Source organism: Pseudomonas sp. HTZ2, from assembly GCF_033173945.1.
Lineage (GTDB): Bacteria > Pseudomonadota > Gammaproteobacteria > Pseudomonadales > Pseudomonadaceae > Aquipseudomonas > Aquipseudomonas guariconensis.
In genome coordinates this window covers 2,062,138-2,086,756 of record NZ_CP137332.1, presented here as the reverse complement: position 1 = coordinate 2,086,756, position 24,619 = coordinate 2,062,138, and the positions used below count along the sequence as shown (strand labels likewise).

The 24,619-nt window shown below is 63.3% G+C and carries 19 protein-coding genes; 6 read left to right on the top strand and 13 right to left on the bottom strand.

The annotated features are described in order from the left end of the window. Nucleotides 1-79 precede the first annotated feature (79 nt). From R6G97_RS09700 to R6G97_RS09690, 3 genes are all read right to left on the bottom strand, one after another. Entirely contained in the window at nt 80-529 is a 450-nt protein-coding gene (locus R6G97_RS09700; RefSeq protein WP_317848044.1) for a hypothetical protein, read from the bottom strand. A gap of 104 nt (nt 530-633) precedes the next feature. Continuing rightward, nucleotides 634-1,902 carry a lipid IV(A) 3-deoxy-D-manno-octulosonic acid transferase gene (gene waaA, locus R6G97_RS09695; RefSeq protein WP_043207327.1) on the bottom strand — a complete coding sequence of 423 codons (1,269 nt, stop codon included), beginning with the start codon at nt 1,900-1,902 and terminating at the stop codon, nt 634-636. A gap of 51 nt (nt 1,903-1,953) precedes the next feature. Further along, nucleotides 1,954-2,844: a LysR family transcriptional regulator gene (locus tag R6G97_RS09690; protein WP_043207326.1), complete on the bottom strand. Its 891-nt coding sequence runs from the start codon at nt 2,842-2,844 to the stop codon at nt 1,954-1,956. A gap of 88 nt (nt 2,845-2,932) precedes the next feature. Between R6G97_RS09690 and R6G97_RS09685 the strand changes: the two genes are divergently transcribed. From R6G97_RS09685 to R6G97_RS09670, 4 genes are all read left to right on the top strand, one after another. After that, nucleotides 2,933-3,265 carry a DMT family transporter gene (locus R6G97_RS09685; protein ID WP_043207325.1) on the top strand — a complete coding sequence of 111 codons (333 nt, stop codon included), beginning with the start codon at nt 2,933-2,935 and terminating at the stop codon, nt 3,263-3,265. A 234-nt stretch (nt 3,266-3,499) separates the two neighbouring features. Further along, on the top strand, nt 3,500-4,675 hold the full coding sequence (locus tag R6G97_RS09680; protein WP_317848043.1) for an NAD(P)/FAD-dependent oxidoreductase: 1,176 nt from the start codon (nt 3,500-3,502) through the stop codon (nt 4,673-4,675). Next, nucleotides 4,672-5,484: an aldo/keto reductase gene (locus tag R6G97_RS09675; RefSeq protein ID WP_317848042.1), complete on the top strand. Its 813-nt coding sequence runs from the start codon at nt 4,672-4,674 to the stop codon at nt 5,482-5,484. The genes R6G97_RS09680 and R6G97_RS09675 overlap by 4 nt, the downstream gene beginning before the upstream one ends. A 37-nt stretch (nt 5,485-5,521) precedes the next feature. Further along, nucleotides 5,522-6,472, top strand: a complete 951-nt coding sequence (locus tag R6G97_RS09670; RefSeq protein WP_317848041.1) for a metal ABC transporter ATPase — start codon at nt 5,522-5,524, stop codon at nt 6,470-6,472. Between the two features lie 90 nt (nt 6,473-6,562). Here R6G97_RS09670 and hldE read toward each other — a convergent pair whose 3' ends face one another. Both hldE and msbA read right to left on the bottom strand, forming a co-directional pair. Further along, on the bottom strand, nt 6,563-7,984 hold the full coding sequence (gene hldE, locus R6G97_RS09665; RefSeq protein ID WP_317848040.1) for a bifunctional D-glycero-beta-D-manno-heptose-7-phosphate kinase/D-glycero-beta-D-manno-heptose 1-phosphate adenylyltransferase HldE: 1,422 nt from the start codon (nt 7,982-7,984) through the stop codon (nt 6,563-6,565). Nucleotides 7,985-8,114: 130 nt separating this feature from the next. Beyond that, nucleotides 8,115-9,923, bottom strand: coding sequence for a lipid A export permease/ATP-binding protein MsbA (msbA, locus tag R6G97_RS09660; protein WP_317848039.1), 1,809 nt, complete (start codon nt 9,921-9,923; stop codon nt 8,115-8,117). 224 nt (nt 9,924-10,147) lie between these two features. Between msbA and R6G97_RS09655 the strand changes: the two genes are divergently transcribed. Continuing rightward, nucleotides 10,148-10,753, top strand: coding sequence for a toluene tolerance protein (locus tag R6G97_RS09655; protein ID WP_043207317.1), 606 nt, complete (start codon nt 10,148-10,150; stop codon nt 10,751-10,753). 138 nt (nt 10,754-10,891) lie between these two features. On the opposite strand, the gene R6G97_RS09650 is transcribed toward R6G97_RS09655, so the two are convergent. The 7 genes from R6G97_RS09650 to putP all read right to left on the bottom strand — a co-directional run bounded on the left by R6G97_RS09650 (nt 10,892) and on the right by putP (nt 19,712). Next, nucleotides 10,892-11,848 carry a glycosyltransferase family protein gene (locus tag R6G97_RS09650; protein WP_043207315.1) on the bottom strand — a complete coding sequence of 319 codons (957 nt, stop codon included), beginning with the start codon at nt 11,846-11,848 and terminating at the stop codon, nt 10,892-10,894. Between the two features lie 28 nt (nt 11,849-11,876). Beyond that, nucleotides 11,877-13,292, bottom strand: coding sequence for a PIG-L deacetylase family protein (locus R6G97_RS09645; RefSeq protein WP_317848038.1), 1,416 nt, complete (start codon nt 13,290-13,292; stop codon nt 11,877-11,879). After that, nucleotides 13,289-14,185, bottom strand: coding sequence for an antimicrobial resistance protein Mig-14 (locus R6G97_RS09640; protein ID WP_043207311.1), 897 nt, complete (start codon nt 14,183-14,185; stop codon nt 13,289-13,291). Before R6G97_RS09640 ends, R6G97_RS09645 begins: the two co-directional genes overlap by 4 nt. Next, on the bottom strand, nt 14,185-15,315 hold the full coding sequence (locus tag R6G97_RS09635; RefSeq protein WP_317848037.1) for a glycosyltransferase: 1,131 nt from the start codon (nt 15,313-15,315) through the stop codon (nt 14,185-14,187). Before R6G97_RS09635 ends, R6G97_RS09640 begins: the two co-directional genes overlap by 1 nt. Further along, on the bottom strand, nt 15,299-17,056 hold the full coding sequence (locus R6G97_RS09630; protein ID WP_043207308.1) for a carbamoyltransferase family protein: 1,758 nt from the start codon (nt 17,054-17,056) through the stop codon (nt 15,299-15,301). Before R6G97_RS09630 ends, R6G97_RS09635 begins: the two co-directional genes overlap by 17 nt. A gap of 176 nt (nt 17,057-17,232) precedes the next feature. Beyond that, a complete protein-coding gene (locus R6G97_RS09625) occupies nt 17,233-18,069 on the bottom strand; it encodes a 23S rRNA (adenine(2030)-N(6))-methyltransferase RlmJ (RefSeq protein ID WP_043207307.1) in 837 nt (278 codons plus the stop codon). A 164-nt stretch (nt 18,070-18,233) separates the two neighbouring features. After that, on the bottom strand, nt 18,234-19,712 hold the full coding sequence (putP, locus tag R6G97_RS09620; RefSeq protein WP_043207301.1) for a sodium/proline symporter PutP: 1,479 nt from the start codon (nt 19,710-19,712) through the stop codon (nt 18,234-18,236). 354 nt (nt 19,713-20,066) lie between these two features. Here putP and putA point away from each other — a divergent pair, with 354 nt between their 5' ends. Continuing rightward, a complete protein-coding gene (putA, locus tag R6G97_RS09615; protein ID WP_317848036.1) occupies nt 20,067-24,020 on the top strand; it encodes a trifunctional transcriptional regulator/proline dehydrogenase/L-glutamate gamma-semialdehyde dehydrogenase in 3,954 nt (1,317 codons plus the stop codon). A gap of 76 nt (nt 24,021-24,096) precedes the next feature. Here the strand turns inward: putA and R6G97_RS09610 are convergent, their stop codons facing one another. After that, entirely contained in the window at nt 24,097-24,489 is a 393-nt protein-coding gene (locus R6G97_RS09610; protein ID WP_102081295.1) for a hypothetical protein, read from the bottom strand. Nucleotides 24,490-24,619 lie beyond the last annotated feature (130 nt).

Here is a 24,619-nt window from a genome sequence, read left to right as displayed (position 1 = left end):
ACCGCTACTTCACGGGCACGCCTGCCGAGCGGCTCGTGAAGTGGCTCGTGAAGTAGCTGGCACAGCCTGTCGATGCACATCACTTCATGAAGAAACGAATTGCGTTGTGATCGCCATCGACATGCAGCGAAGACCTGCAGTCGGCGTAGGCCTCGCCGATGGACGCGGCATGAAGCCTGACACGCCGCAGGTCGTACATGATGCTGAAATTGCACGCCAGAGCGCCCGAGGTCACAAGGACCTCCTCAACGAAGCTATGCTTGCCCAGCACCTTCGGCACCATCTCCAACCTGCCCTGATCGTCGTCATCCACCGACCAACTGGCGTTGTCATCGATAGTGAAGTGCGGCCCTTTCAAGGCGTCGATGAAATAGGCCCCGGTGTGCTGGATGCTGGCGTTTGGATCCGGGTAGTTCACGCTCACGCTGGCCCACGGTTCGATGAACTTTGGGTACTTCGGCACACCGATCGAGGCCTGTGCCGACAAGGCGGCCATCAGGCCGAACGCGGTGAGTGTCCTGCTGTACATGCGGCGTCTCCTCCAATCTTCGACACGCCTGTTGGCGTCCTGGACAGGAGCGTAGGCAGCACGCACAGCGCAAATGAACTATCTGTTTGCCACCTTTTGCGTCATCACAGCCATTTCGCCAATGCCTGCACAAGCCGGTCCAGGGCCCCTTGATTGGCTTGCATCACGGCCTTGCCCGCCAGCCCCATGCGCCGGGCATCCTGTGGCAGCTCGATCAAGCGGCGTATAGCGCCAGCCAGTCCCTCGGCATCATCCACCTGCTGCAAGGCACCGGCCTCACGCAACATGGCGGTGATCTCGAGGAAATTGAACACATGCGGTCCCATGACCACCGGCAAGGCCAGCGCAGCAGGCTCCAGTGGGTTGTGCCCGCCGGTAGCCACCAGGCTTCCGCCGACGAAGGCGATATCAGCCAATGCGTAGAGGAACAGCAATTCGCCCATGGTGTCGCCCAACAGCACCGCAGTCTGGCCGTTCACCGGCGTCCCCAGGGAGCGTCGCACCGTGGCGAACTGATCGCGGCACAAGGCGTACACCGCATCGAAGCGCTCCGGATGACGCGGCACCAGAATCAGCAGCGCATCACCATGAACCTGCAACAACTGCCGATGGGCCTCCAGGATCAGCGCATCCTCACCCTCGTGGGTACTGGCGGCGATCCACACGGGGCGCTGCTCGGCGCCCCACTGTTCGCGCAACGCCTTGGCACGTGGTTGCAGTTGCTCGTCGATCTTCAGGTCGAACTTGATCGAGCCGGTCACCTGCACGCACTCGGGGCGCGCGCCCAAGCTGCGGAAACGCTCGGCCTCGACCTCGGTCTGCACGGCGATCAGGCTCATCTCAGCGAGCATCGGACCGGTCAGCCCGGCAAAGCGCGCGTAACCGCGGGCCGAACGCTCGGACAGCCGAGCATTGGCCAAGGCCACCGGGATACCGCGCTTGGTGCATTGGTGAATGTGGTTTGGCCACAGCTCGGTTTCCATGATGATGCCTAGCCGTGGCCGCACATGATCGAGGAAACGCCCGGCGGCCCACGGCAGATCGTATGGCAGGTAGCAATGCTGAATGCGCGGCTCCTCGGCGAACATCGCACGGATCCGCTCCGACCCGGTCGGGGTCATGCAGGTCAGGGTAATGGGCAAGTCCGGGTAGGCCTTGAGCAGGGCGCGAATCATCGGCGCAGCAGCGATGCTCTCGCCTACCGACACCGCATGCACCCAGATGCCTCCCTGGCGCATGGGCGCAAGCTTGCAGGCAAAGCGCTCGGCGATGCGCTGGCCGTAGGCCGGGGCCTTGCGGGCGCGCAGGTACAGGCGCAGCGCGACCAGCGGCAGGCCCAGGTGAAACAGCAAGGTATAGAGGGTTCTGTTCATGGCGACGCAGTGTACAAGGAACCGCAGGAAAAGGCCTGCAAGCGGCGAGCCTCAGCCAATCGCCCGCAGGTGCACGGCGAAGCGCTCGGCCAACCATTGCGCCGCCGGCCCCAACGGCTGGTCGCGGCGCCAAGCCAGCTCGACCACCAGCGCCGGCGGGCGCCACTCGCTGTCCAGTTCGACCATGTGCGTTTGGTAGGTCGGATACTGCACCACATGCCGCGGCAGCCAGGCCCAGCCTAGGCCACGCATCAGCAGTTCGGCCATTGAATAGAAGCTGTCGGCGCGCCACACCTGCGGACTGATCGCCTCGCCACCCGGATAACCGCTTTGCTGGGGCGTGATCAGCAATTGCCGATGACGCGCCAGTTGCTGACGACTGACCCGCTGCTCACGGGCCAGCGGATGCCCCACGGCGCAGACCGTGACCATCTCGACGCTGCCCAGCGCCCGACGCTCCAGCGAGGCGGGAATCTGCTCGTGATGGAAGAACAACCCCAGGTCCGCGCGCCGCTCGACCAGCTTGCGCGCCACATCCCCCTGAGCACCGCTGGCCAGTTGCACCTCGAGGAACGGAAAGCGGGTGGACAACTCGTCCAGGCTGTCGATGACCGGCTGGTAGGGCATGGCTTCGTCATTGGCTACCCGCAGCAGTGCTTCCTGCCCCCGCATCAATGCCAAGGCCCGGCCGTCCAGACGCTCGCACTGGCGTAGCAGCTCGCGGGCATCCTCGAGCAAGGCCGCACCGCTCTCGGTCAAACGTGGCTGGCGCCCGCTGCTGCGCTCGAACAACGTTACGCCCAAGTCCGTCTCCAACAGCGCGATTGCATTGCTGATGGCTGACTGCGCCTTGCGCTGCTCCCGTGCGACAGCAGAAAACGACCGCAACTCGGCCACCCGCAGGAACAGACGCAGCTGATCCAGACTCCACTGCTCAGCCATTGAACCTATCTCCAAGTTAGATAGGTAATGACTTTACCGCATTTCACCTAGGCCTAGAATGCGAGGCCTGGCAACGGAGACTCGCACCATGAACGCATATACCTACCTGACCATCGCCATCTGCGCAGAAGTCATCGCCACCGCTTCCATGAAAGCTGTGAAGGGCTTGAGCACACCGCTGCCCCTGCTGTTGATGGTGTGCGGTTACGCCGTGGCGTTCTGGATGCTGACGCTGGTGGTGCGCAGCATTCCAGTGGGTATCGCCTACGCCATCTGGTCGGGCCTGGGCATCGTGCTGATCAGCGCGGTGGCGCTGGTGATCTATGGGCAAAAGCTGGACTTCCCGGCGATGCTGGGCATGGCCATGATCGTCGGCGGCGTGGTGGTGATCCAGCTGTTCTCCAAGACCGCGGGGCACTGAGCGACAGCGCATTTCATGCACGCCCATGGGCGGCAAGCATCTTGCCCTGTGGTAGTGCCCTCTTCACCGGGCAAACCCGCCCTCACCGGTTCTTCGGCGCTCATAGGTACGCCGCTGTAACGGTGTGAGCGGGTTTACCCACGAACGCGACAAAACGGTCTGCATCTCTCCCCGGACAAGCATCACGCCACAGCCTGTATACTGGGCAACTGTCCCAGTTCTAGAGGTGCCCGCATGCCATCTGCCATTTCCACTGACGTGCTGATCGTCGGCGCCGGGGTCGCAGGCCTCTGGCTCAATGCCCGGCTGCAGCGCCTGGGGTACTCGACCGTGCTGGTCGAGCGCGCCAGCCTCGGCGGCGAGCAGACCATCAAGTCCCAGGGCATCATCCACGGCGGTACCAAGTACGCCCTGCATGGCGCCCTGACCGGCGCATCGGAGGCCATCGCCGACATGCCTCGCCGCTGGCGCGAAGCACTGGCCGGCAACGGCGAGCTCGACCTCGGCAAGACCCGCATTCTCTCCGAAGCCCACTACCTGTGGTCTCCTGGCACCCTGGCCGGCAACCTCACCAGCTTCTTCGCCAGCAAAGCCGTGCGCGGTCGGGTCGATCAGGTCAAGGGCGATCAATTGCCCCCCGCTCTGCAGGATCGTACCTTCAAGGGCAAGGTCTATCGCTTGGCCGAACTGGTCATCGACGTGCCCAGCCTGCTCGCCAACCTGGCCGAACTGGCCGGCGACAGCCTACTGGCCGGCGAGCGCATCGAACCCTTGAAAGAAGGCGACGAGCTCGTCGGCTTGCGTGTCGATGACCGTGAAATTCGTGCCCAACGCATCGTCCTCAGCGCCGGCGCGGGCACCGAGGCGCTGCTCCAGGCCCTGGGCCTGAGCCAACCCGCCATGCAACGCCGTCCGCTGCATATGGTCATGGCCAAGGGGCCGAATCTCAAACCGCTCTACGCCCACTGCCTGGGCGGCGGCCCCAAGCCTCGGGTGACCGTCACCACCCACCCGGCTGCGGACGGGCAGTGGGTTTGGTACCTGGGGGGGGATTTGGCCGAAGCCGAGGGGGTCGCCCGAGAGCCTGCGGCGCAGATCGCCGCGGCGCAAAAGGAAATCGCCAGCCTGTTGCCATGGGTCGACCAGAGCCCAGTTCGCTGGGCCACCCTGCGTGTCGACCGCGCAGAACCTGCGCAATCAGGCCTGGTACGCCCGGACAACGCCTTCCTGGCTGACCAGCAGCGCCTGCTGGTGGGCTGGCCGACGAAGCTGGCCCTGGCACCGGACTTTGCTGATCGCGTCTTGGCGAGCCTGGATCGGGACGGCATCCGCCCCACCGCCCAACCGGACCTGGCCGACTTGCCCCGCCCCCCGGTTGGCGTGCCTGCCTGGGAGCAACTGCTGCCATGAGCCTGCCGACCCTGCACGACCTCCATCGCCCGCTGGGCAGCACCGGCCTGAAGGTCTCGCCGCTGGGCCTGGGCACCGTCAAGCTCGGCCGGGACCAGGGCGTCAAGTACCCCACCGGTTTCACCATTCCAGGTGATGACGAGGCCCGGCTGTTGCTGGCCCAGGCGCGAGAGCTGGGTATCAATCTCATCGACACCGCCCCTGCCTATGGCCGCAGCGAGGAACGCCTGGGGCCGCTGTTGCGCGGGCAGCGCGACGAGTGGGTGATCGTCAGCAAAGTGGGTGAGGAGTTCGAGGACGGCCAGTCCCGATTCGACTTCAGCACCGCCCATACTCGCCTGTCGGTGGAGCGCAGCCTGCGTCGTCTGGAGACCGACCGCATCGAGCTGGTGCTGGTGCATTCGGATGGCAACGACCTGGCAATCCTCGAACAGCAAGGCGTCTACCAGACCCTCGCCGAACTCAAGCAGGAGGGCAAGATCCTCGGCTACGGCCTGTCCGGCAAGACCGTAGCCGGCGGACTCAAGGCGCTGGAGCAAGGCGACTGCGCCATGGTCACCTACAACCTCAACGAGCAGGCAGAACGCCCGGTGCTGGACTACGCTGCCGAACACGGCAAGGCCATCCTGGTGAAAAAGGCCTTGGCCAGCGGGCACATCTGCCTCGCGCCCGGGGTCGATCCGGTGCAGGCCAGCTTCGAGCTGCTGTTCTCCCACCCGGGGGTGAGCAGTGCTATCGTCGGTACCATCAACCCGTTGCACCTGGCCCATAACGTGGCCACCGTCGCCCGAATCCTGGGACGGCCTTGAATCGCCCAGACGGGCGCCCAACGCAAGGAGGAGCCTCGTGCCGCGAACGCTGATCCGCAAGAACCCGAGCAACTTCAAAACTTTACCGCTGCATGTCGAAGCCACGCCCGACGGCCTGACCTACAAGCCCATCGGCATGCCGTTGAACTTCTCCCAGGTGCAACAGCGACGCAAAGCCATTCAGCTGGGCAACCCGGAGCGTTTCGTGGTCGAACTGGCCAACCTCGGGGTATCGGTGCGTCTGACCTTGCATTGGCAGCATCGCGATTACTGGGTGCTGGTGCGCCAGCGCCGCCAGGATCGCGGCGATGTCGTGCTCAAGCTTATTTCCGGTTATGTCCCGGCCCAGGAACTGAACCTGCCGCTGCACACCGCCATCGAGGAGGTGGCCGAGGAGTGCCTGATGGAGACGCCCGAAGGCTGGCTCGGTGGGCGTTTCAACGATACCTGGCTGCCAGCCCCCTACGCCGACGCCCTGCACTACCGCGAGGCATTACCGTTTGTTCTGTCCCCCGAGTCCGGTGCAGCCCGTCCGGTTCACTGCGACAACCTCATGCTGCTGGAACGCCCACGCGCCTATGTGCACCTGCCAACGGCATCCCTGCAGTTGATCTATGACCTTCGCCTGCAGGTCCCCCGGGAGGCCAAGTCGCTCAGTTTGTTCCATGTCGACGAACGGCTGGAAGGCGACCAACTGGTCGCACGCCTGAACCGCAAGCGCCCTGACTTGTATCTGATGCCACTGATCGATGGCCAGCCCACGGCCGAGCTCTATACCTTGAAGAAAGACCAACTGGTGCCTGCAAGCACCCGCGGTCTGTACCTGGCCGAAAGCTTTGCCCGACAGGAAGGCTGGGTGGTGAAGGATGAGCGGATTCGTTGGAAAGAGTGGATCAAGCAACAAGGCCTTGAGCAGGTGCCGACCTCGCACCTGCAGCGATTCAGCGATAAGGCGCGGGCGCTGTTGCAGCGCGCACTGAACAAGTAACGACAGCAGGCCTTACAGGCCAATCGCGTGACAAGCTCCCCACAAGCATTGCGCTATGGGGGAATTGTCACGCGATACCTACGTTGCAGATCAGTGCTTGCGGATCTTCTCGACGATGGCGGTGGTCGAGCTGTTCTCCACCAGTCCCAGCACCTTCACGGTGCCACCGTAGGCCTTGACGATATCGGCGCCGACCACCTGGTCGATGCCATAGTCGCCGCCCTTGACCAGCACGTCCGGTTTGACCTGGCTGAGCAGGTTTTCCGGCGTGCCTTCAGGGAAACTGATGACCCAATCCACAGCCCCCAGGCCAGCCAGTACGGCCATGCGACGGTCGACACTGTTGATTGGACGACCCGGCCCTTTGAGACGGCTGACCGAAGCATCGTCATTGACCGCCACGATCAGGCGGTCACCTTGAGCGCGAGCCTGTTCCAGATAGGTCACATGCCCAGCGTGGAGAATGTCGAAACACCCGTTGGTGAAGACGATCTTTTCGTTGTGTGCCCGGGCATCATCGATGGCCAGCAGCAACTGGTCGAGGGTGAGCACGCCGCGCTCGGAGCCCTCTTCACGCTGGATCGCCCGGCGCAGCTCCGGCGCGCTGATGGCAGCGGTACCCAGTTTGCCGACCACGATACCTGCAGCCAGGTTGGCCAGCGCGACAGCGTGGGGAAGATCCTCGCCGGCGGCAATGGCTGCGGCCAGGGTCGAGATCACGGTATCGCCGGCACCGGTGACATCGAACACTTCACGGGCCCGGGCGGGCAGGTGCAGCGCCGGGTGCCCGGTGCGCAGCAGGGTCATGCCATGCTCGCCACGGGTCACGAGCAGCGCGCCCAGTTCCAGATCCTGGAGCAATTGCAGACCCTTGGCGACCAGTTCGGCCTCGTCGGCGCAACGACCTACGATCGTCTCGAACTCGCTGAGGTTCGGGGTGATCAGACTGGCGCCACGGTAGATGGAGAAGTCCTTGCCCTTGGGGTCGGCCAACACTGGAATGCCCTTGGCCCGCGCCGCCTGGATCAAGCTCTGATGGTTCTTCAGCGCCCCCTTGCCGTAGTCGGACAGGACCAGCACCTTGATGCCTTCGAGCAGCTCATCGACCTCCTCGCCCAACGACAACGGGTCGGTGGCGAACGGTTCTTCGAAATCGATGCGCAACAGCTGTTGGTGACGGCTCATGACCCGCAGCTTGACGATGGTCGGCTGATGAGCGATGCGCTGGAAGACCGAGCGCACACCTGCAGCCTGCAGGCTGTTGGCGAGGCTGTCGGCAGCCTCGTCCTGACCGGTCACGCCGACCAGCGAGGCAGGCGCGCCAAGGGCAGCGATGTTCAGTGCGACGTTGGCCGCGCCGCCGGGGCGATCCTCGATCTGCTCGACCTTGACCACCGGCACCGGTGCTTCGGGAGAGATCCGCGAGGTACCGCCATGCCAGTAGCGGTCGAGCATGACATCACCGACCACCAGGACCGGGCCTTGATCGAAACGCGGCATGGACAACTTCATGGGCAACCCATATGAAAAATAATGAACAGGGGCAGGATATTAGCACAGGGTCGGCGACGGCTTTATGGCCAGCTGCGATCTGTGCGTTACCAATGATGATCGGGGCCGAGAGGGCCCCGATTCAGGGGGGTCAGGTGATATCGGCCTTTTCCGGCTCATCCAGCCCCATGGCGTGCAAGCGGGCATAATGGCCATTGGCCTGGAGCAGCTCGGCGTGGGTGCCACGCTCCACCAGGCGGCCTTGGTCCATGACCAGAATCAGGTCGGCCTTCTCGATGGTCGACAGGCGGTGGGCGATCACCAGGGTAGTGCGGCCTTCCATCACGTGGTCCAACGCCGCCTGGATGTGCCGCTCGGATTCGGTATCCAGTGCCGAGGTCGCCTCGTCGAGGATCAGCAGCGGTGCGTTCTTGAGCAGTGCGCGGGCAATCGCCAAGCGCTGGCGCTGGCCACCGGAAAGCAGCACGCCGTTCTCGCCGACTTCGGTGTCGAAACCCTTGGGTAGCTGGTCGACGAAATCCTTGGCGTAGGCATCGGCAGCCGCCGCCTCGATCGCCTCACGCGGCGCACCGGCCAGGTCGCCATAGGCGATGTTGTTGGCCACGGTATCGTTGAACAGAGTGACGTGCTGCGTCACCTGGGACACATGTCGACGCAGATTGCGCAGTCGGTATTGTTCGATCTCCACGCCATCGAGCAGGATCTGCCCCTGATCATGGTGATAGAAGCGTGGAATCAGCGCCGCCAGCGTGGACTTGCCGCTGCCGGAACGCCCAACCAGTGCGATCATCTGCCCAGGCTCGGCGGTAAAGCTGATGTCGCTCAGTACCTGGCGCTCGGTGCCTGGGTAGGTGAAGCTGAGGTTGCGCACCTCCAGGCGGCCTTCCACCTTGTCCTTTTCCACGGTACCGGTGTCCACCTCGGGCTTCTCGTCCAACTGCTCGAAGATGCTCTCGGCGCCGGCCAGGCCCTTCTGGATGGTCGAGCTGACTTCCGAAAGCTGGCGGATCGGCTTGGGCAGCAGGCCCGCGGCGGTGATGTAGGCCACCAGGTCGCCCGCCGAAGCATCGCCACGCAGGAACAGCACCAGGAACATCAGCGCGGCCATGGCGCTGTAGATCACCAGCTGCAGCATCGGCGTGTACAGCGCGCCGGTCTTGGTCATGCGCAGTTGTTTGTCCGTATTGCTCTGGCTGGCGTTGCTGAAGCGACGCTGCTCGTAGGCCTCGCCGCCGAAGCTGCGGACCACGCGATAGCCCTGGATGGTCTCGGAGGCTACATGGGTGACGTCCCCCATGGCCACCTGGATCTTCTTGCTCTGCTTGCGAAACTTCTTGCTCGCGGTGCTGACCATCAGGGCGATGACCGGCAGGATGGCAACCATCACCAAGGTCAGCTTCCAGTTCATCCACAGCAGGTAGGCGAACAGGAACACCACGGTCAGGCCTTCGCGAATCACCACTTTGATCGCATCGGTGGCGGCGCCGGTGACCATGGTCACGTTGAAGGTGATGCGGGAAATCAGGTGACCGGAGTTGTGGCTGTCGAAATAGCGGTTCGGCAGCACCAACAGCTTGTTGAACAACTCCACCCGCAGGTCATGCACCAACCCCAGGGAGACCTTGGCCAAGTAGTAGTTGCCCAGGAACGAGCCCAGGCCCTGCCAGGCTGCGATCAGGATGATCAGCGACGGCACGGCCTGCAGCAACTGCATGTCTTTGAGGTAGGGCACGTCCGGGAACAGGACCGCCTGTGGATCGCTCAATCCATCGACGAAATACTTGAGAATCCCCGCCAGCATCGGCTGGGTGGAGGCGAAGATCACGAAGCCCACGATACTCAGCAGGAAAATGCCGATATAGGGTTTGACGTAGCTCAGCAGCCGGAAGTAGATCTTCAGGCTGGAGGTTTGCTCCGCCGGTAGCGGTGTTTCGGCCATCATCGAGCTCGCTGTTCAGGTTGAACCGGAAATTTTAACACAGGGTTTGTCCAGGGCACCCGTCGGGGCAGCACCAGACCCACATGACCAGCCTCTTCGCAGGCCGGCGCAATGCTTCTTGGCTTCGATCCCTGAAACAATCCAACGCCACCATCATGGTACTGGCGCGTTATTTTCGGCATTATTGCCGGTCATTTTGCTTGCCAGACGACAAGGCCCTACCCATGCAATGCTCCCGGCTCTCCCAGGTCGACTTCGATCAGCTGACACTCGGTGCCAAGGTTCTAGAGGCAGATAGCTACGGCGCCAAAGTCTACCTGCTAGGGAATGGCAATATCCTTAAAATCTTTCGTCGCAAGCGTTTGATTTCATCTGCATTGTTGCGCCCCTACTCGCAACGCTTCGTCGAGAATGCGGCACGCCTGACGCAACTGGGGATCCCGACCCTGCAGGTGATCAGCCACCACAAGCTCGAACTGCCAGGACGCACCGCCGTGCTGTACCGCCCACTGCCGGGCGAAACACTGCTGCAGCTGTCGCGCAAACCTGGGTTCAGTTGGGACGCCCTTATGCCTCAACTGATCGAGTTGATCCGTCACTTGCACCGTTCGGGCATTTATTTCCGCTCGTTGCACCTGGGTAACGTGGTGATGACACCCGACCAGCGCCTTGGGCTGATCGATGTGGCGGACATGCGCTTCCTGCGTGCACCGCTTTCGGCGCGAATGGTTCGGCGCAACGTCCAGCACATGGCGCGCTACATCGAGCGAGAAAAACTCGCCAATCAGTTCCCCGTCGCCGATTTCGAGGCTGCCCTGCTGGCCCATTGAGGCCTGCTAATCGATAGCGGCTGTCAGGTCCTGGGGCCGCTTCGCCAGCACCTACCAAGACTGCGCTGGGCCGCACACCGGCCCCGGCAGCTGGAAGCCGCTGGAAGCCGCCGCCGAGCCCCAGGTAATAGAAGCCGGTCAGAATCCCAGTGCCAGGCGCAGACGCTGCCAACGGGTCAGCGGCGGATGCGGACGCAGCGCAGGTACCAGATGCTCGACGATGCTGCGTCCTACCTGGGCGAAGCTAAAGCGTGACACCGCAAGCTCACGACCATTACGCGCGATGCGCTCGGCAAGTTCGGGGTCGTTGCGCAGTACCGCCAATTTCTCCCGCAAGGTCGGAATGCTGTCGTACAGCACCACGTTGTGCATGTCCTCAAGACCCAGTGCACGGTTCTCCGCCTCGCCCTGGTCATAGGCCAGCAGCACGCAGCCACAGGCCATGGCCTCGAAGTTCTTGATCATATATTCGCCCATGCCCACATCGGCGCTGACGAAGAAGCGAATGCGGTTGAGCGTATTGCAGTAGTCCTCGCCGGACTTGGTGCGGGTGACCACCAGGTTCTCCACCTGACCCAGCTCATCGAGCAACGCCTTGCGGCCACTGTAGGCGACACTTCCAGTGCTGCCGACGAAGGCCAGCTCGATATCGCGCTCGCGCCCCTGGTCTGTGAGCAATTGCTCGTCGTAACCCTTGGGCACGAACACTGCGTCGAAACCTTCCTGGCGCAGGCGCTCGCTGACCATATAGCCGGAGCTGATCACCCGAGCCCACGGCAACTGGCGATAATGCGCACTGAACTTGCCGGTGTACTTGCACGGTATGTAGTTCTGGTAGGCGTCGTGCTCGAGAATCACCAGGTTGGGCACGCTGCGGATGAACGGGACCTGGCGGATCTCCTGCTTGAAGCGTAGGAAGAACACGATCCGGTCATAGCGCGTGACATCCACCTCGCGCTTGAAGTAGCGGCGCAGGTTGCGCTGGTCCTCGCTGCTCAGCCAGCGCAGGTCGCAATCGCAATTGGCGGCCACCCCATCGTACAGGCGGTCGAGGATCGCCCGTTGCTCCTTCTGCACCAGAAATAGGACTTTCATTGCTTTGCTTGGGCCTCTGCGCCTTCAATCATTCGTCGCGCTCAAACGTGCGACGCCAGAACAGCTCGTGGCGGCGTACCGCCTTGCGGAAGAATTCGTTCTCGCCATAAGGCGATAGCTTGCGTCCGGCCAGCCAGCGTTGCAGGGCACGCCGCAAGCGACGCTTGAACGGCGCGCTGGGCTGCAGGTCATGCATCATGCCCAAGGCCATGGCCTTGTCGCGCTGGATGGCAAGACTCAATACCTGGCTGCAGGGTGCCCAGACCTGGTCGGCACTCAACTGCGGGGGCAAGGCAACGCCGTCGCCGCTGTCACCCATCGGCCAGCGGTCATTGTCGTGCAGGTGGTTGGCGTAGCACAGCAGCGTCTCGGGCTGCCAGTCCAGGCCCTGCAACGCTTCGAGCACCGCCGCTTGGGCACAGATGTGATCCGGATGTGGATCGAGCTGTGGATGTGGCATCACCAGCACCTGGGGCCGCGCCCGCTCCAGGACGGCGCGCAGATCGGCCAGTAGGTTGTTCCAGGTCGGTGCACCATCGGCATCGCCTGGCAAGTCGAAGGGGTTGAATCGGCGGAAGGGGCGGATGTCGGCCATGTCCGCCTCACGCGAGCCCACCGGCATGTCCGGCGCCGCTTGCATCGCCGGCAATTGCAGACAGAAATAGCCCAACTGCACACAGCGCGCCTCAGGCACGCCCGCCCAGCGCGGCACCGCGATGCTGTCCCAGGCGCGCAGACGGCCCTTCAGGCGCGCCGCCTCAGCCTTGGGCAGGCCCATCTGCTGATAGTGCTCGGCCTCGATCTCACCTGCGGTCAGGGTGACCACCCAGGCTTCTTCGGCCTGGCTATACAGGCCATAGGCAGCAAGCTCAGCGTCATCTGCATGGGGTGCGATGACCATCACACGGCGCTTGTGCAATTCAACCGAGGGGGTTATCCACAGGCGAGGCTCGCCGACCAGCCGACAGTGGCGACCGCGCAAACGCAAGACACCCGCCATCAGGGGCGCGGCGAAACCGGTCAGGTTCAGGAAGCGGACACCATCGACGCCGCGTTCGAAAGTCTGGCAGTCCTGCTCGGACTCACCATCAAGCAGCACCTGCGGGTCGAGAAAACGCCCCAACCAGCTGGCTTTGACCCGTACTTCGAGGATCAGCGTCTCATCGCCTGCCAGTGGCACATCGACCTGGAGCCGGTCACCCTGAAGCCGCGCAGCGGCCTGGCGGGTCAATTCGCCGAAGCGGTAGGCATAGTCTTCGGAGGGCGAATAGAACAGGTGATCAGCGAACCAGGCCTCGTGGGCAATCCACACCAGCGGCAATAGCACCAGTGGCAGCCACCACCAAGTCAATACCCCCAGGGCGGCCAGCACCATGAGCCCGGCCAGCAGCCCCAGGCGCTTGTTGCGCCGATGGCGTTTGAGCAACTGCTGCTTGCGGCTCACGACTGGAACACCGGCACCGGGTTGCACCAGCGGTCCTTGTACTCGCGGTCGGCGCGACCGAAGGAGAATCGCAGCGGTTTGTTGCGCGCCCTGGCGTCCTCCCAGGCAGCCTGGGTATTGAGGAAGCTCAGGACGCTGCCCGGGCTGAAGGCCTTGGTCTCTGGGTCGACCCCGCCGTTGATGTATTCGACGCTGATCCATTCCGGCGCCTCGACCCGGTACACCAGCTGGATCGCGATCGGCGCCCCATCGAGCAGCAACACCGAGCCGATCAACAGGTCACGCAGGCGCTCCAGCACCTCAGCCATACGCGCCGCGCCCGTGGCCGGGAACCCCCAGCGGCGCATGAACAGGTCGCAGTAGATGGCGGCAATTTCGGTCGCGCTGAAGTCGCTGATCGGCCGCACCACACCGCCCGCCTCTTCCAGCAGGCGCAGCTCGCGGCGCTGGTTGTAACGGAACTTCTTCGACAAGTCTTCATGGGCACGGGCCATGGCCAGCTGCTCGGCTTGCGCCTTGAGCCCAGTGAATCGACCTTGGTTCAACTCGGAAAGATAACGCGCTGCATGGCGCAGTGGCGCACCGGCATCGGGAGCTGCGGGCAGGATGATTTCCGCATTGCCCAGGTCGAACAGGCCCTTCTTACCGTGGCGCTTGAGCACGTCCTTGGACAGCGCCAGGTGACGCCCCCAAGTTGGAATAGCAGCCTTGAGCTCGCCAGCGTGGTGCCAACCCAGGTAACGCACAGGGATCTGCGCCAGGTCCGCCAATTGCTCGACCACCTGCGGATGGGTGGCGACACTGCCGCCGAAACGATGCCAGGCATCGGCGTAGGCCTGACCGTCGATGACGGACCAGCCGCGCTCGCGCAGGGCCCGGATATGATTGAGCATCACGCCTCCGCCACCAATGCCCGCACCTGCGGCAAGGCCCAGAAGGCCTCGCGTACGGCCTGGTCGGAAAATCGCTCATGCAGGCGTTGTAGCATGTGCTCGGCGCACGCCTGGCGCTGCGCCGCATCCAGCCCGGCCATATGCTTCAGGCCTTGGGCCAGCTGAGCGGCATCCCCAAGCGGGAACAGCACGCCCACACCTTCAACCACCTCGAGGGCTCCACCACACGCCGTGGCGAGCAGCGGTACGCCGGCAACCATCGCCTCCAGCAGAACCATGCCGAACGGCTCATGGTCGGAGCTCAGGGCGAACACGTCGAACGCCTGGAAATAGCGCCGCGCATTGGGCACCTGGCCCAGAAAATCCACCTGACCGGCAATACCCAGCTGCGCCGCCTGCGCTTTGAGCGCAGCTTCCAGGCGGCCCTCTCCCAGGATCGCCAGACGGGCGCCAGCTGGCAGATCGGGTAGCGCCTCGGCAAAGCCGCGAAGCAAAGTGGCCTGGTCCTTGTCGGGATGCAGGCGACCGACGTTGCCGACGACCCAGGCCTGCGGATCGAGCCCCAGCGCCCGGCGCGCCTCCTCACGAGGCACCAGGCCGGCCTGCAGCCCCTGGACATCGATGCGGTTGTACAGTGTCTGGATTCGCTCGATCGGCCACTGCGCCAGGCAACGGCGCATGTCGTCACGCACCGCATCGGAAACGCCGAGCAGGCTCAGACGCTTTTTGAACAAGCTGGCGAACAGGCGCCGACCGCCGCGCTGGTAGTCACCGAACGCATGGTGCACGCCGATCACCGGCAGGCGGGTACCCAGCAGCGCCACATAGATCGGCTTGAAGCGGTGGGCGATGCAGAAGCTGAAGTCGCGGGCCGCGGCGATCTTGCGCAACGCGGCGATCGCGCCCAGCTTCAGGCCACGTACGGCCTTGGAGCTGAACTCCAGAAACAGCACTTCGTCCGACGCGCAGCCTGCGGCTACCTGGGGGTCGGCCTTTCCGGTGAGAAAGACCGTGGTGACCTTGAAGCCGCTGCCCTGGAACAGACTGGCATATTGACGGGCGCAATCGAGGAATGGCCCGTCATAGCCGTGGCAGAACTGCAGGACGCGCCGTTCAGAGCGGTTGGTCATAAGGCGCCGCGCCGTCCTTGACTACCAGGATGTCCTCCATGATCAGGTACTGCAGGTCCGAGCCGAAGAACATGTTCAGGGCATCGGTCGGCGAGCAGATCATGGGTTCGCCACGGCGGTTGAGCGACGTGTTCAGCGACACGCCGTTGCCGGTCAGGTCCTCGAGGGCCTTCATCATGTCGTAGTAACGCGGGTTGTATTCACGCTTGAGCACCTGGGCGCGAGAGGTGCCGTCCTCATGGACCACCTCTGGCACACGGGTTTTCCATTCCTCGGCGACCTCGAAGGTGAAGGTCATGAACGGCGCGGGGTGATCGACCTTGATCATCTGCGGCCCTACAGTGTCGAGCATCGACGGGCAGAAGGGTCTCCAGCGCTCGCGGAACTTGATCTGCTCGTTGATCCGGTCGGCCACGCCCGGCACGCTCGGGCAACCGATGATCGAACGACCACCCAGCGCACGCGGGCCGAACTCCATGCGGCCTTGGAACCAGGCCACTGGGTTGCCATCGACCATGATCTTGGCGATGCGCTGCGGCATGTCGTCGATCTTGCGCCATTTCGGTGCATTTGGATGACGGGCACAGGCGGCGATCACGTCTTCGTTGGAGTACGAAGGGCCGAGGTAGACGTGCTCCATCTTCTCGACCGGCACGCCGCGGGCGTGGGAAACATACGCTGCGGCACCGACGGCGGTACCGGCATCGCCCGAGGCAGGCTGCACGAACAGTTCCTTGACGTCTGGGCGGGCGATGATTTTCTGGTTGAGCTTGACGTTCAGCGCGCAACCGCCGGCGAAGGCGAGTTTGCCACCCTGCTTGAGGATGTCGCCCAGGTAGTAGTCGATCATTTGCAGCGCGAGCTTCTCGAACAGCGCCTGCATGCTCGCGGCGTAGTGGATGTATGGCTCGTCGGCGATGTCACCTTCGCGCTTGGGCCCCAGCCACTCGATCAGCTTGGGCGAGAAGTAGAAACCTTTGCCCTTCTCTTTATAGCGGCGCAGGCCAATGACGTTGGCGTACTCGGTGTTGATCACCAGCTCGCCGTTCTCGAAGCTGGCCAGACGGGAGAAGTCATACTTGCTGGCGTCGCCATAGGGCGCCATGCCCATGACCTTGAATTCGCCATCGAGCATCTCGAAACCGAGGAACTCGGTGATCGCGCCATACAGGCCACCCAGGGAGTCCGGATCGTAGAACTCCTTGATCTTGTGGATCTTGCCGTTCTCGCCGTAGCCGAAGAAGGTGGTGGCGTACTCGCCCTTGCCGTCGATACCCAGGATCGCGGTCTTTTCCTTGAAGCCCGAGCAGTGGTAGGCGCTGGAGGCGTGGGCCAGGTGGTGTTCGACCGGTTCGATCTTGATCTTCTTCGGGTCGAAGCCCAGTTGCTCCAGGCACCAGACGATCTTCTTGCGGTAACGCTTGTAGCGACGGTTGCCCATCAGGATCGCGTCGAGGGCGCGGTCCGGGGCGTACCAGTAGCGCTTGGCATAGTGCCAGCGCGCCTTGCCGAACAGACTGATGGGGGCGAACGGAATGGCCACTACGTCGACGTCGGACGGCTTGATGCCGGCCTGCTCCAGGCAGAACTTCGCCGACTCGTAGGGCATGCGGTTCTTCGCATGCTTGTCACGCACGAAGCGCTCTTCTTCGGCGGCGGCAACCAGTTTGCCGTCGATGTACAGGGCCGCGGAAGGGTCATGGCTAAGGGCGCCGGACAGGCCAAGAATCGTCAATGCCAAGGGTCTAGCCTCTTCTTTCGGTAGGGATGCGCCATCGGCCTTGCGGGCGGATGGCGGCTAAAGGGCGGAATTATAACGCAAACAGCAGGGGGTGCGATTGCTGGAAGGGGCTACAGGAAGCAGCGCTGTACCACGAGCGAGTTCGCGGCCTGGCATGGCTGCGCAACAGGCCCTTGTCACTCGGCGATCAGCCAGTCCATGCGGAAGCTGCCGGCCGTTTGCGCCAGCTCCTTGGCCAACCACGGCAACAGCTCGCGCAGCTCCTCTTCCAGACCCCACGGCGGGTTGGCGATAGCCAGGCCCGAGCCATTGAGACCCTGGGGGCTGTCCTGATGATGGACATACAACTCGACCCGCAGCAGCTTGGGCGCCCCGGTGCTGGTGAGGTCTTGATAGAACCGCGTGAGCGATCGCTGATCCTTGATCGGGTACCAGATCGCAGCGACGGTCTGGCGCATGCGGCCGATCGCCTCTTTCATCGCCACGGTGCAGCGCTTGAGCTCATCGGCCTGCTCGAAAGGCGGGTCGATCAACATCACCGCGCGCTTCTCCTGTACCGGCAGCAATGCCCGAGGCACGTGCCAGCCCTCGCCCAGGTGCACGACTACCCGCGGGTCTTTCTTCATGTTTTCCTTGAGCAGCGGGCCGTCTTCGGGGTGCTTCTCGTTGAGTAGCGCCCGATCCTGCTGACGCATCAGGCGCCGCGCCAGCTCCGGGGATCCGGGGTAATAGCGCAGCTCGCCGTCCGGATTCAGGCGTTTGATGATTCGCAGGTAGTCAGCGGTGACGGCCGGCAGGTCTTCGCGATTCCACAGTCGGGCGACACCTTCGAGGTACTCACCGGTGCGGGTCGCCTGGTCGCCCTGCAAATCATACAGACCGAGGCCGGCATGGGTATCGATGTAGGCGAACGGCTGCTCCTTGCGCGACATCAGGGCGATGAGGCGAGTCAGCACGATGTGCTTGAGGACGTCGGCGTGATTGCCGGCGTGGAAGGCGTGACGATAGTTCATGGCAACTCCTGCGGGGGCGACAAGTTTATCTTGTCAGGCAGGCGGAGTCAGGCCTGGCTGTCGATCGGCGCATGCTGCACTCGCGGTCAAGCCCGCCTCCCCCAGGCAACTGGAGCCTGTGGGAGCGGGCTTGCCGCGAACAAAGCAGTTGTCCTAACGCAGGATCACTTCTCGGCGTGATACGCCGCGTCGGCTTTCTCGAAGCGCGACACCATGCTGCCGGTCGGGGCACCCAGCTTGCTCACCACTACGATGGCGATGCTGGCGAACAGGAAGCCCGGGATGATTTCGTACAGACCCAGCCCAACGTAGTTCTTCCACAGAATCACCGTCAGGGCGCCGACCACGATACCGGCCAGCGCGCCGTTGCGGGTCATGCCCTTCCACAGCACGGAGATCAGCACGACCGGACCGAAAGCGGCACCGAAACCTGCCCATGCGTAGGCCACCAGGCCCAGTACGCGGTTTTCCGGATTGGCGGCCATGGCGATGGCGATCAGAGCCACAGCCAGCACCATCAGGCGGCCGACCCAGACCAGTTCACGCTGGGAAGCATTCTTGCGCAGGAAGGATTTGTAGAAATCTTCGGTCAGCGCGCTGGAGCACACCAGCAGCTGGCAGCTCAGGGTACTCATCACCGCAGCCAGGATGGCCGACAGCAAGACACCCGCGATCCAGGGGTTGAACAGGATCTTGGCCAGCTCGATGAACACACGCTCATGGTTCTCGGTGACGGGACCTGCGACCTCAGGGTGAGCCGAGAAGTAGGCGATACCGAAGAAACCGACGGCGCAGGTACCGGCCAGGCACAGGATCATCCAGGTCATGGAGATGCGACGGGCCTTGGCGATCGACTTGACCGAGTCGGCGGCCATGAAACGCGCCAGGATGTGAGGCTGGCCGAAGTAGCCAAGGCCCCAGCCCATCAGCGAGATGATGCCGATGAAGGTCGCGCCGCGGAACATGTCGAAGTTGGCAGGGTTCTGCGCTTCGATGGCCAGGAAGGTGGTGTCAAAGCCACCCGTGGAGATCAGCACGATGATCGGAGTGAGGATCAGCGCAAAGATCATCAGCGAAGCCTGTACGGTGTCGGTCCAGCTGACCGCCAGGAAGCCACCGACGAAGGTGTAGGCGATAGTAGCGGCCGCGCCGGCCCACAGGGCGGTCTCGTAAGGCATGCCGAAGGTGCTTTCGAACAGGCGGGCACCGGCAACGATGCCGGAGGCGCAGTAGATGGTGAAGAACACCAGGATGACGATCGCCGAGATGACCCGCAGCAGACCGCTGTTGTCTTCGAAACGGCTGGAGAAGTAGTCCGGCAGGGTCAGGGCATCGCCATTGAACTCGGTCTGCACACGTAGGCGACCGGCGACGAACAGCCAGTTGAGGTAGGCGCCGACGGTCAGGCCGATGGCGATCCAGGCTTCGGAAAGACCCGCGAAATAGATAGCGCCCGGCAGGCCCATCAGCAGCCAGCCGCTCATGTCGGAGGCGCCGGCGGAAAGCGCGGTGACCACGCTACCGAGGCTGCGACCGCCCAGGATGTAATCGGAGAGGTTCTTGGTGGAGCGATAGGCGGCGAAGCCGATCAGCACCATTGCCGCAATGTAGATCACGAAGGTGATCGTGAGTGGATTGCCCATGGTTGTGCCCTGGCGTTGTTTTTATGTTTTGCGACCGCCGGCAAGGCGGTTGCACCTAGGCGGCGCATCCTATGCAACAACACGAACGAGGTGCAACCATTTTTCATTTGCAAGTTGCACCTACACCTGCATTTTCAGACAAAACCGCTTCTTTGCACCTTTTTGTTTCAAAAACCGGGTTTTTCATAAGAAAAAGCACCAAGAAAGTACATTTTCCTGCCACCCATGGAGCCGTCGGACGAGTTGCACCTACGCCGATCAAAAAACGGGTTGCACCCGGTTGCACCCGGATTGTCCTACAGCTAATCTTGCCGCCAGCTTAGGCCACATCCGTGGCAATAACGAGGATAAGAAATGGCGACGACCACCCTTGGGGTCAAACTCGACGACCCGACCCGTGAGCGACTCAAAGCAGCTGCGCAGTCCATCGACCGCACGCCGCACTGGTTGATCAAGCAAGCGATCTTCAACTATCTGGAGAAGCTCGAGGGTGGTGCCACCCTGAACGAACTCAACGGCCATGCCGCCAGCCTCGGCGACGATGCCGGCGACGTCCAGCCCGACCACAGCCACCAGTGCTTCCTCGAATTCGCTGAAAGCATCCTGCCGCAATCGGTCCTGCGCTCGGCCATCACTGCCGCCTACCGTCGCCCGGAACCTGAAGTTGTGCCGATGCTGCTGGAGCAGGCGCGTCTCTCCACCGAGCAGGCCGAGGCCACCAACAAGCTGGCGGCCGGCATCGCCGAGAAACTGCGCAACCAGAAGAGCGCCAGCGGCCGCGCCGGCATCGTCCAGGGCCTGCTGCAAGAATTCTCCCTGTCGTCCCAGGAAGGCGTGGCGCTGATGTGCCTGGCCGAGGCGCTATTGCGCATCCCGGACAAAGGCACCCGTGACGCCCTGATCCGTGACAAGATCAGCACCGGCAACTGGCAGCCGCACCTGGGCAACAGTCCGTCGCTGTTCGTCAATGCCGCCACCTGGGGCCTGCTGCTGACCGGCAAGCTGGTCTCCACCCACAACGAATCCGGCCTGACCTCCTCGCTCACCCGCATCATCGGCAAGAGCGGCGAACCGATGATCCGCAAGGGCGTCGACATGGCCATGCGCCTGATGGGCGAACAGTTCGTCACCGGCGAGACCATCGCCGAGGCCCTGGCCAACGCCAGCAAGTTCGAAGCCAAGGGCTTCCGTTACTCCTACGACATGCTCGGCGAGGCCGCCCTGACCGAGCACGACGCCCAGAAGTACCTGGCCTCCTATGAGCAGGCGATTCACTCGATCGGCAAAGCCTCCCACGGCCGTGGCATCTATGAAGGCCCGGGCATCTCCATCAAGCTCTCCGCCCTGCACCCGCGCTACAGCCGCGCCCAGTACGAGCGCGTGATGGAGGAGCTGTACCCGCGCCTGCTGTCGTTGACTCAACTGGCCAAGCAGTACGACATCGGCCTGAACATCGACGCCGAGGAAGCCGACCGCCTGGAGCTGTCGCTGGACCTGCTCGAGCGCCTGTGCTTCGAGCCATCGCTGGCTGGCTGGAACGGCATCGGCTTCGTCATCCAGGCCTACCAGAAGCGCTGCCCGTACGTGATCGACTACGTCATCGACCTGGCCAAGCGCAGCCGCCACCGCCTGATGATCCGTCTGGTCAAGGGCGCCTACTGGGATAGCGAGATCAAGCGCGCCCAGGTCGAGGGCCTGGAAGGCTACCCGGTCTACACCCGCAAGGTGTACACCGACGTCTCCTACATCGCCTGCGCTCGCAAGCTGCTGTCGGTACCGGAAGCCATCTATCCACAATTCGCCACCCACAACGCCCACACCCTGTCGGCCATCTACCACATTGCCGGCCAGAACTACTACCCAGGCCAGTACGAGTTCCAGTGCCTGCACGGCATGGGCGAACCGCTGTACGAGCAGGTGGTGGGCAAGGTCTCCGAAGGCAAGCTGAATCGTCCATGCCGCGTGTACGCCCCGGTCGGCACCCACGAAACCCTGCTGGCCTACCTGGTCCGTCGTCTGCTGGAAAACGGTGCGAACACCTCGTTCGTCAACCGCATCGCCGACCACTCGATCTCGATCCAGGAACTGGTCGCCGATCCGGTCGCCAGCATCGAGCGCATGGGCACCCAGGAGGGCAGCATTGGCCTGCCGCATCCGCGCATTCCTATGCCGCGTGAACTGTATGGCAGCGAGCGGGCCAACTCGGCCGGCATCGACATGGCCAACGAACACCGCCTGGCGTCGCTGTCCTGCGCACTGCTGGCCACTGCCCACAATGACTGGAAAGCGGCCCCGCTGCTGGCCTGCGCCGCCAGCGAGCAACCTGCCGTGCAAGTGCTCAACCCGGCCGACCACCGCGATCTCGTCGGTCACGTGCAGGAAGCCACTGTCGAGGACGTCGACAATGCCATCCAGTGCGCACTCAACGCCGCTCCGATCTGGCAGGCCACGCCGCCAGCCGAACGCGCCGCGATCCTCGAACGCGCCGCCGACCTGATGGAAGCCGATATCCAGCCGCTGATGGGCCTGCTGGTGCGCGAAGCCGGCAAGACCTACGCCAACGCCATCGCCGAAGTGCGCGAAGCGGTGGACTTCCTGCGCTACTACGCGGTGCAGGCACGCAACGATTTCAGCAATGACAGCTGCCGCCCGCTTGGGCCGGTGGTGTGCATCAGTCCGTGGAACTTCCCGCTGGCGATCTTCTCCGGCCAGGTCGCCGCGGCCCTGGCCGCCGGCAACCCGGTCCTGGCCAAGCCTGCCGAACAGACCCCGCTGGTCGCCGCCCAGGCTGTGCGCCTGCTGCTGGAAGCCGGTATCCCTGAAGGCGTGCTGCAACTGCTGCCAGGCCGCGGCGAAACCGTCGGTGCCGGCCTGGTCGGTGACGAGCGCGTCAAAGGCGTGATGTTCACCGGTTCCACCGAAGTCGCTCGCCTGCTGCAACGCAACATTGCTGGCCGTCTGGATAACCAAGGCCGTCCGATTCCGCTGATCGCCGAGACCGGCGGCCAGAACGCCATGATCGTCGACTCCTCGGCCCTGACCGAGCAGGTGGTCATTGACGTGGTGTCCTCCGCGTTCGACAGCGCCGGCCAGCGCTGCTCGGCACTGCGTGTGCTGTGCCTGCAGGAAGACTCCGCCGACCGCGTGATCGAGATGCTCAAGGGCGCCATGGCCGAAAGCCGCCTGGGCAACCCGGAACGTCTGTCCGTGGACATCGGCCCGGTCATCGACGCCGAAGCCAAGGCAGGCATCGAGAAGCACATCCAGGGCATGCGCGACAAAGGTCGTACGGTCTACCAGGTCGCCATCGCCGAAGGTGAAGAGATCAAGCGCGGCACCTTCGTGATGCCGACCTTGATCGAGCTCGAAAGCTTCGACGAACTCAAGCGTGAGATCTTCGGACCGGTCCTGCACGTGGTGCGCTACAACCGCAAGGACCTCGACCAGTTGATCGAGCAGATCAACGCCTCCGGCTACGGCCTGACCCTGGGCGTGCACACCCGCATCGACGAGACCATCGCCAAGGTGGTGGACAACGTCAATGCCGGCAACATGTACGTCAACCGCAACATCGTCGGCGCCGTGGTCGGCGTCCAGCCGTTCGGTGGCGAAGGCCTGTCCGGCACTGGCCCGAAAGCCGGCGGTCCGCTCTACCTGTACCGCCTGCTGTCGACCCGCCCGGCCGACGCCATCGCCCGCCACTTCCAGCGTGTCGACGGCGAAGGCAAGGTCGATACTGTCCTGCGCGACCAACTGATCAAGCCGCTGCACACCCTCAAGACCTGGGCTGCCAGCAGCCAGCTGGGTGAGCTGGCCAGCCTGTGCGACCAGTTCGCCGCCCAGTCCCAGAGCGGTATCAGCCGCGTGCTGCCCGGCCCGACCGGCGAGCGCAACACCTATACCGTGTTGCCACGTGAGCACGTGCTCTGCCTGGCCGACAACGATGCCGACCTGCTGGCCCAACTGGCTGCCGTACTGGCCGTGGGCAGCTCGGCGGTATGGGCCGACGCAGAACCCGGCAAGAGCCTGCGTGCCCGCCTGCCGAAGGAGCTGCAGGCCAAGGTCAAGCTGGTGGCCGACTGGCAGAAGGACGACGTCGCCTTCGATGCCGTCATCCACCACGGCGACTCCGACCAGCTGCGCGGCGTGTGCGAGCAAGTGGCCAAGCGCGCCGGCGCCATCGTCGGCGTCCATGGTCTCTCCAGCGGCGACCACCAGATCGCTCTGGAGCGTCTGGTAATCGAGCGCGCCGTGAGCGTCAACACCGCAGCAGCAGGTGGCAACGCCAGCCTCATGACCATCGGCTGATCCAACGCGGTAAACGAAAAAGGAGAGCTTCGGCTCTCCTTTTTTATGTTTACAACGCCAGATTCCCGCTCACCCATCAGGTGGACACCTGGTTTCTACCGAAGAACCAGAGGGTCCAGATTTTGAACAGCTCACACGCCAGCACGATCAAAAAGAACATCAGCGGATGTGCTGACGCTTGATAGCCCTCGTACAGATAGAAGACCGAAACAGAGGGAATGAAAAAGAGCAGCCTGAGCGGTAGTTGCAACCCCACCAGCCATTTCACGGCATTGCGCTGGGTGAAAAACAGCGCACAACTGATGCCCACTGACACCAGCAGGCCCAAGCGCAAGGCAAAAAGCACCGCGGTCGCCGTACCTTCGTCGCTGGCGACCACAGCAATCCGCAGCGCGTCGGAAACGAATGGAATCCTTCCGCTGGCGATCGCTTTGAATATGTAGTCGATTAACAACAGGGCATCGAACATGCCCCAGCACCACCAGCTGATCCGTCTGCTGTTCACAACAAGATTCACCTTTTGACGATTCAGGCCGCACGTTATTTCTTCCACCGACCAAGGGCGAGGCTGCCATAATGACCTCGCACCGCTCAAGTCA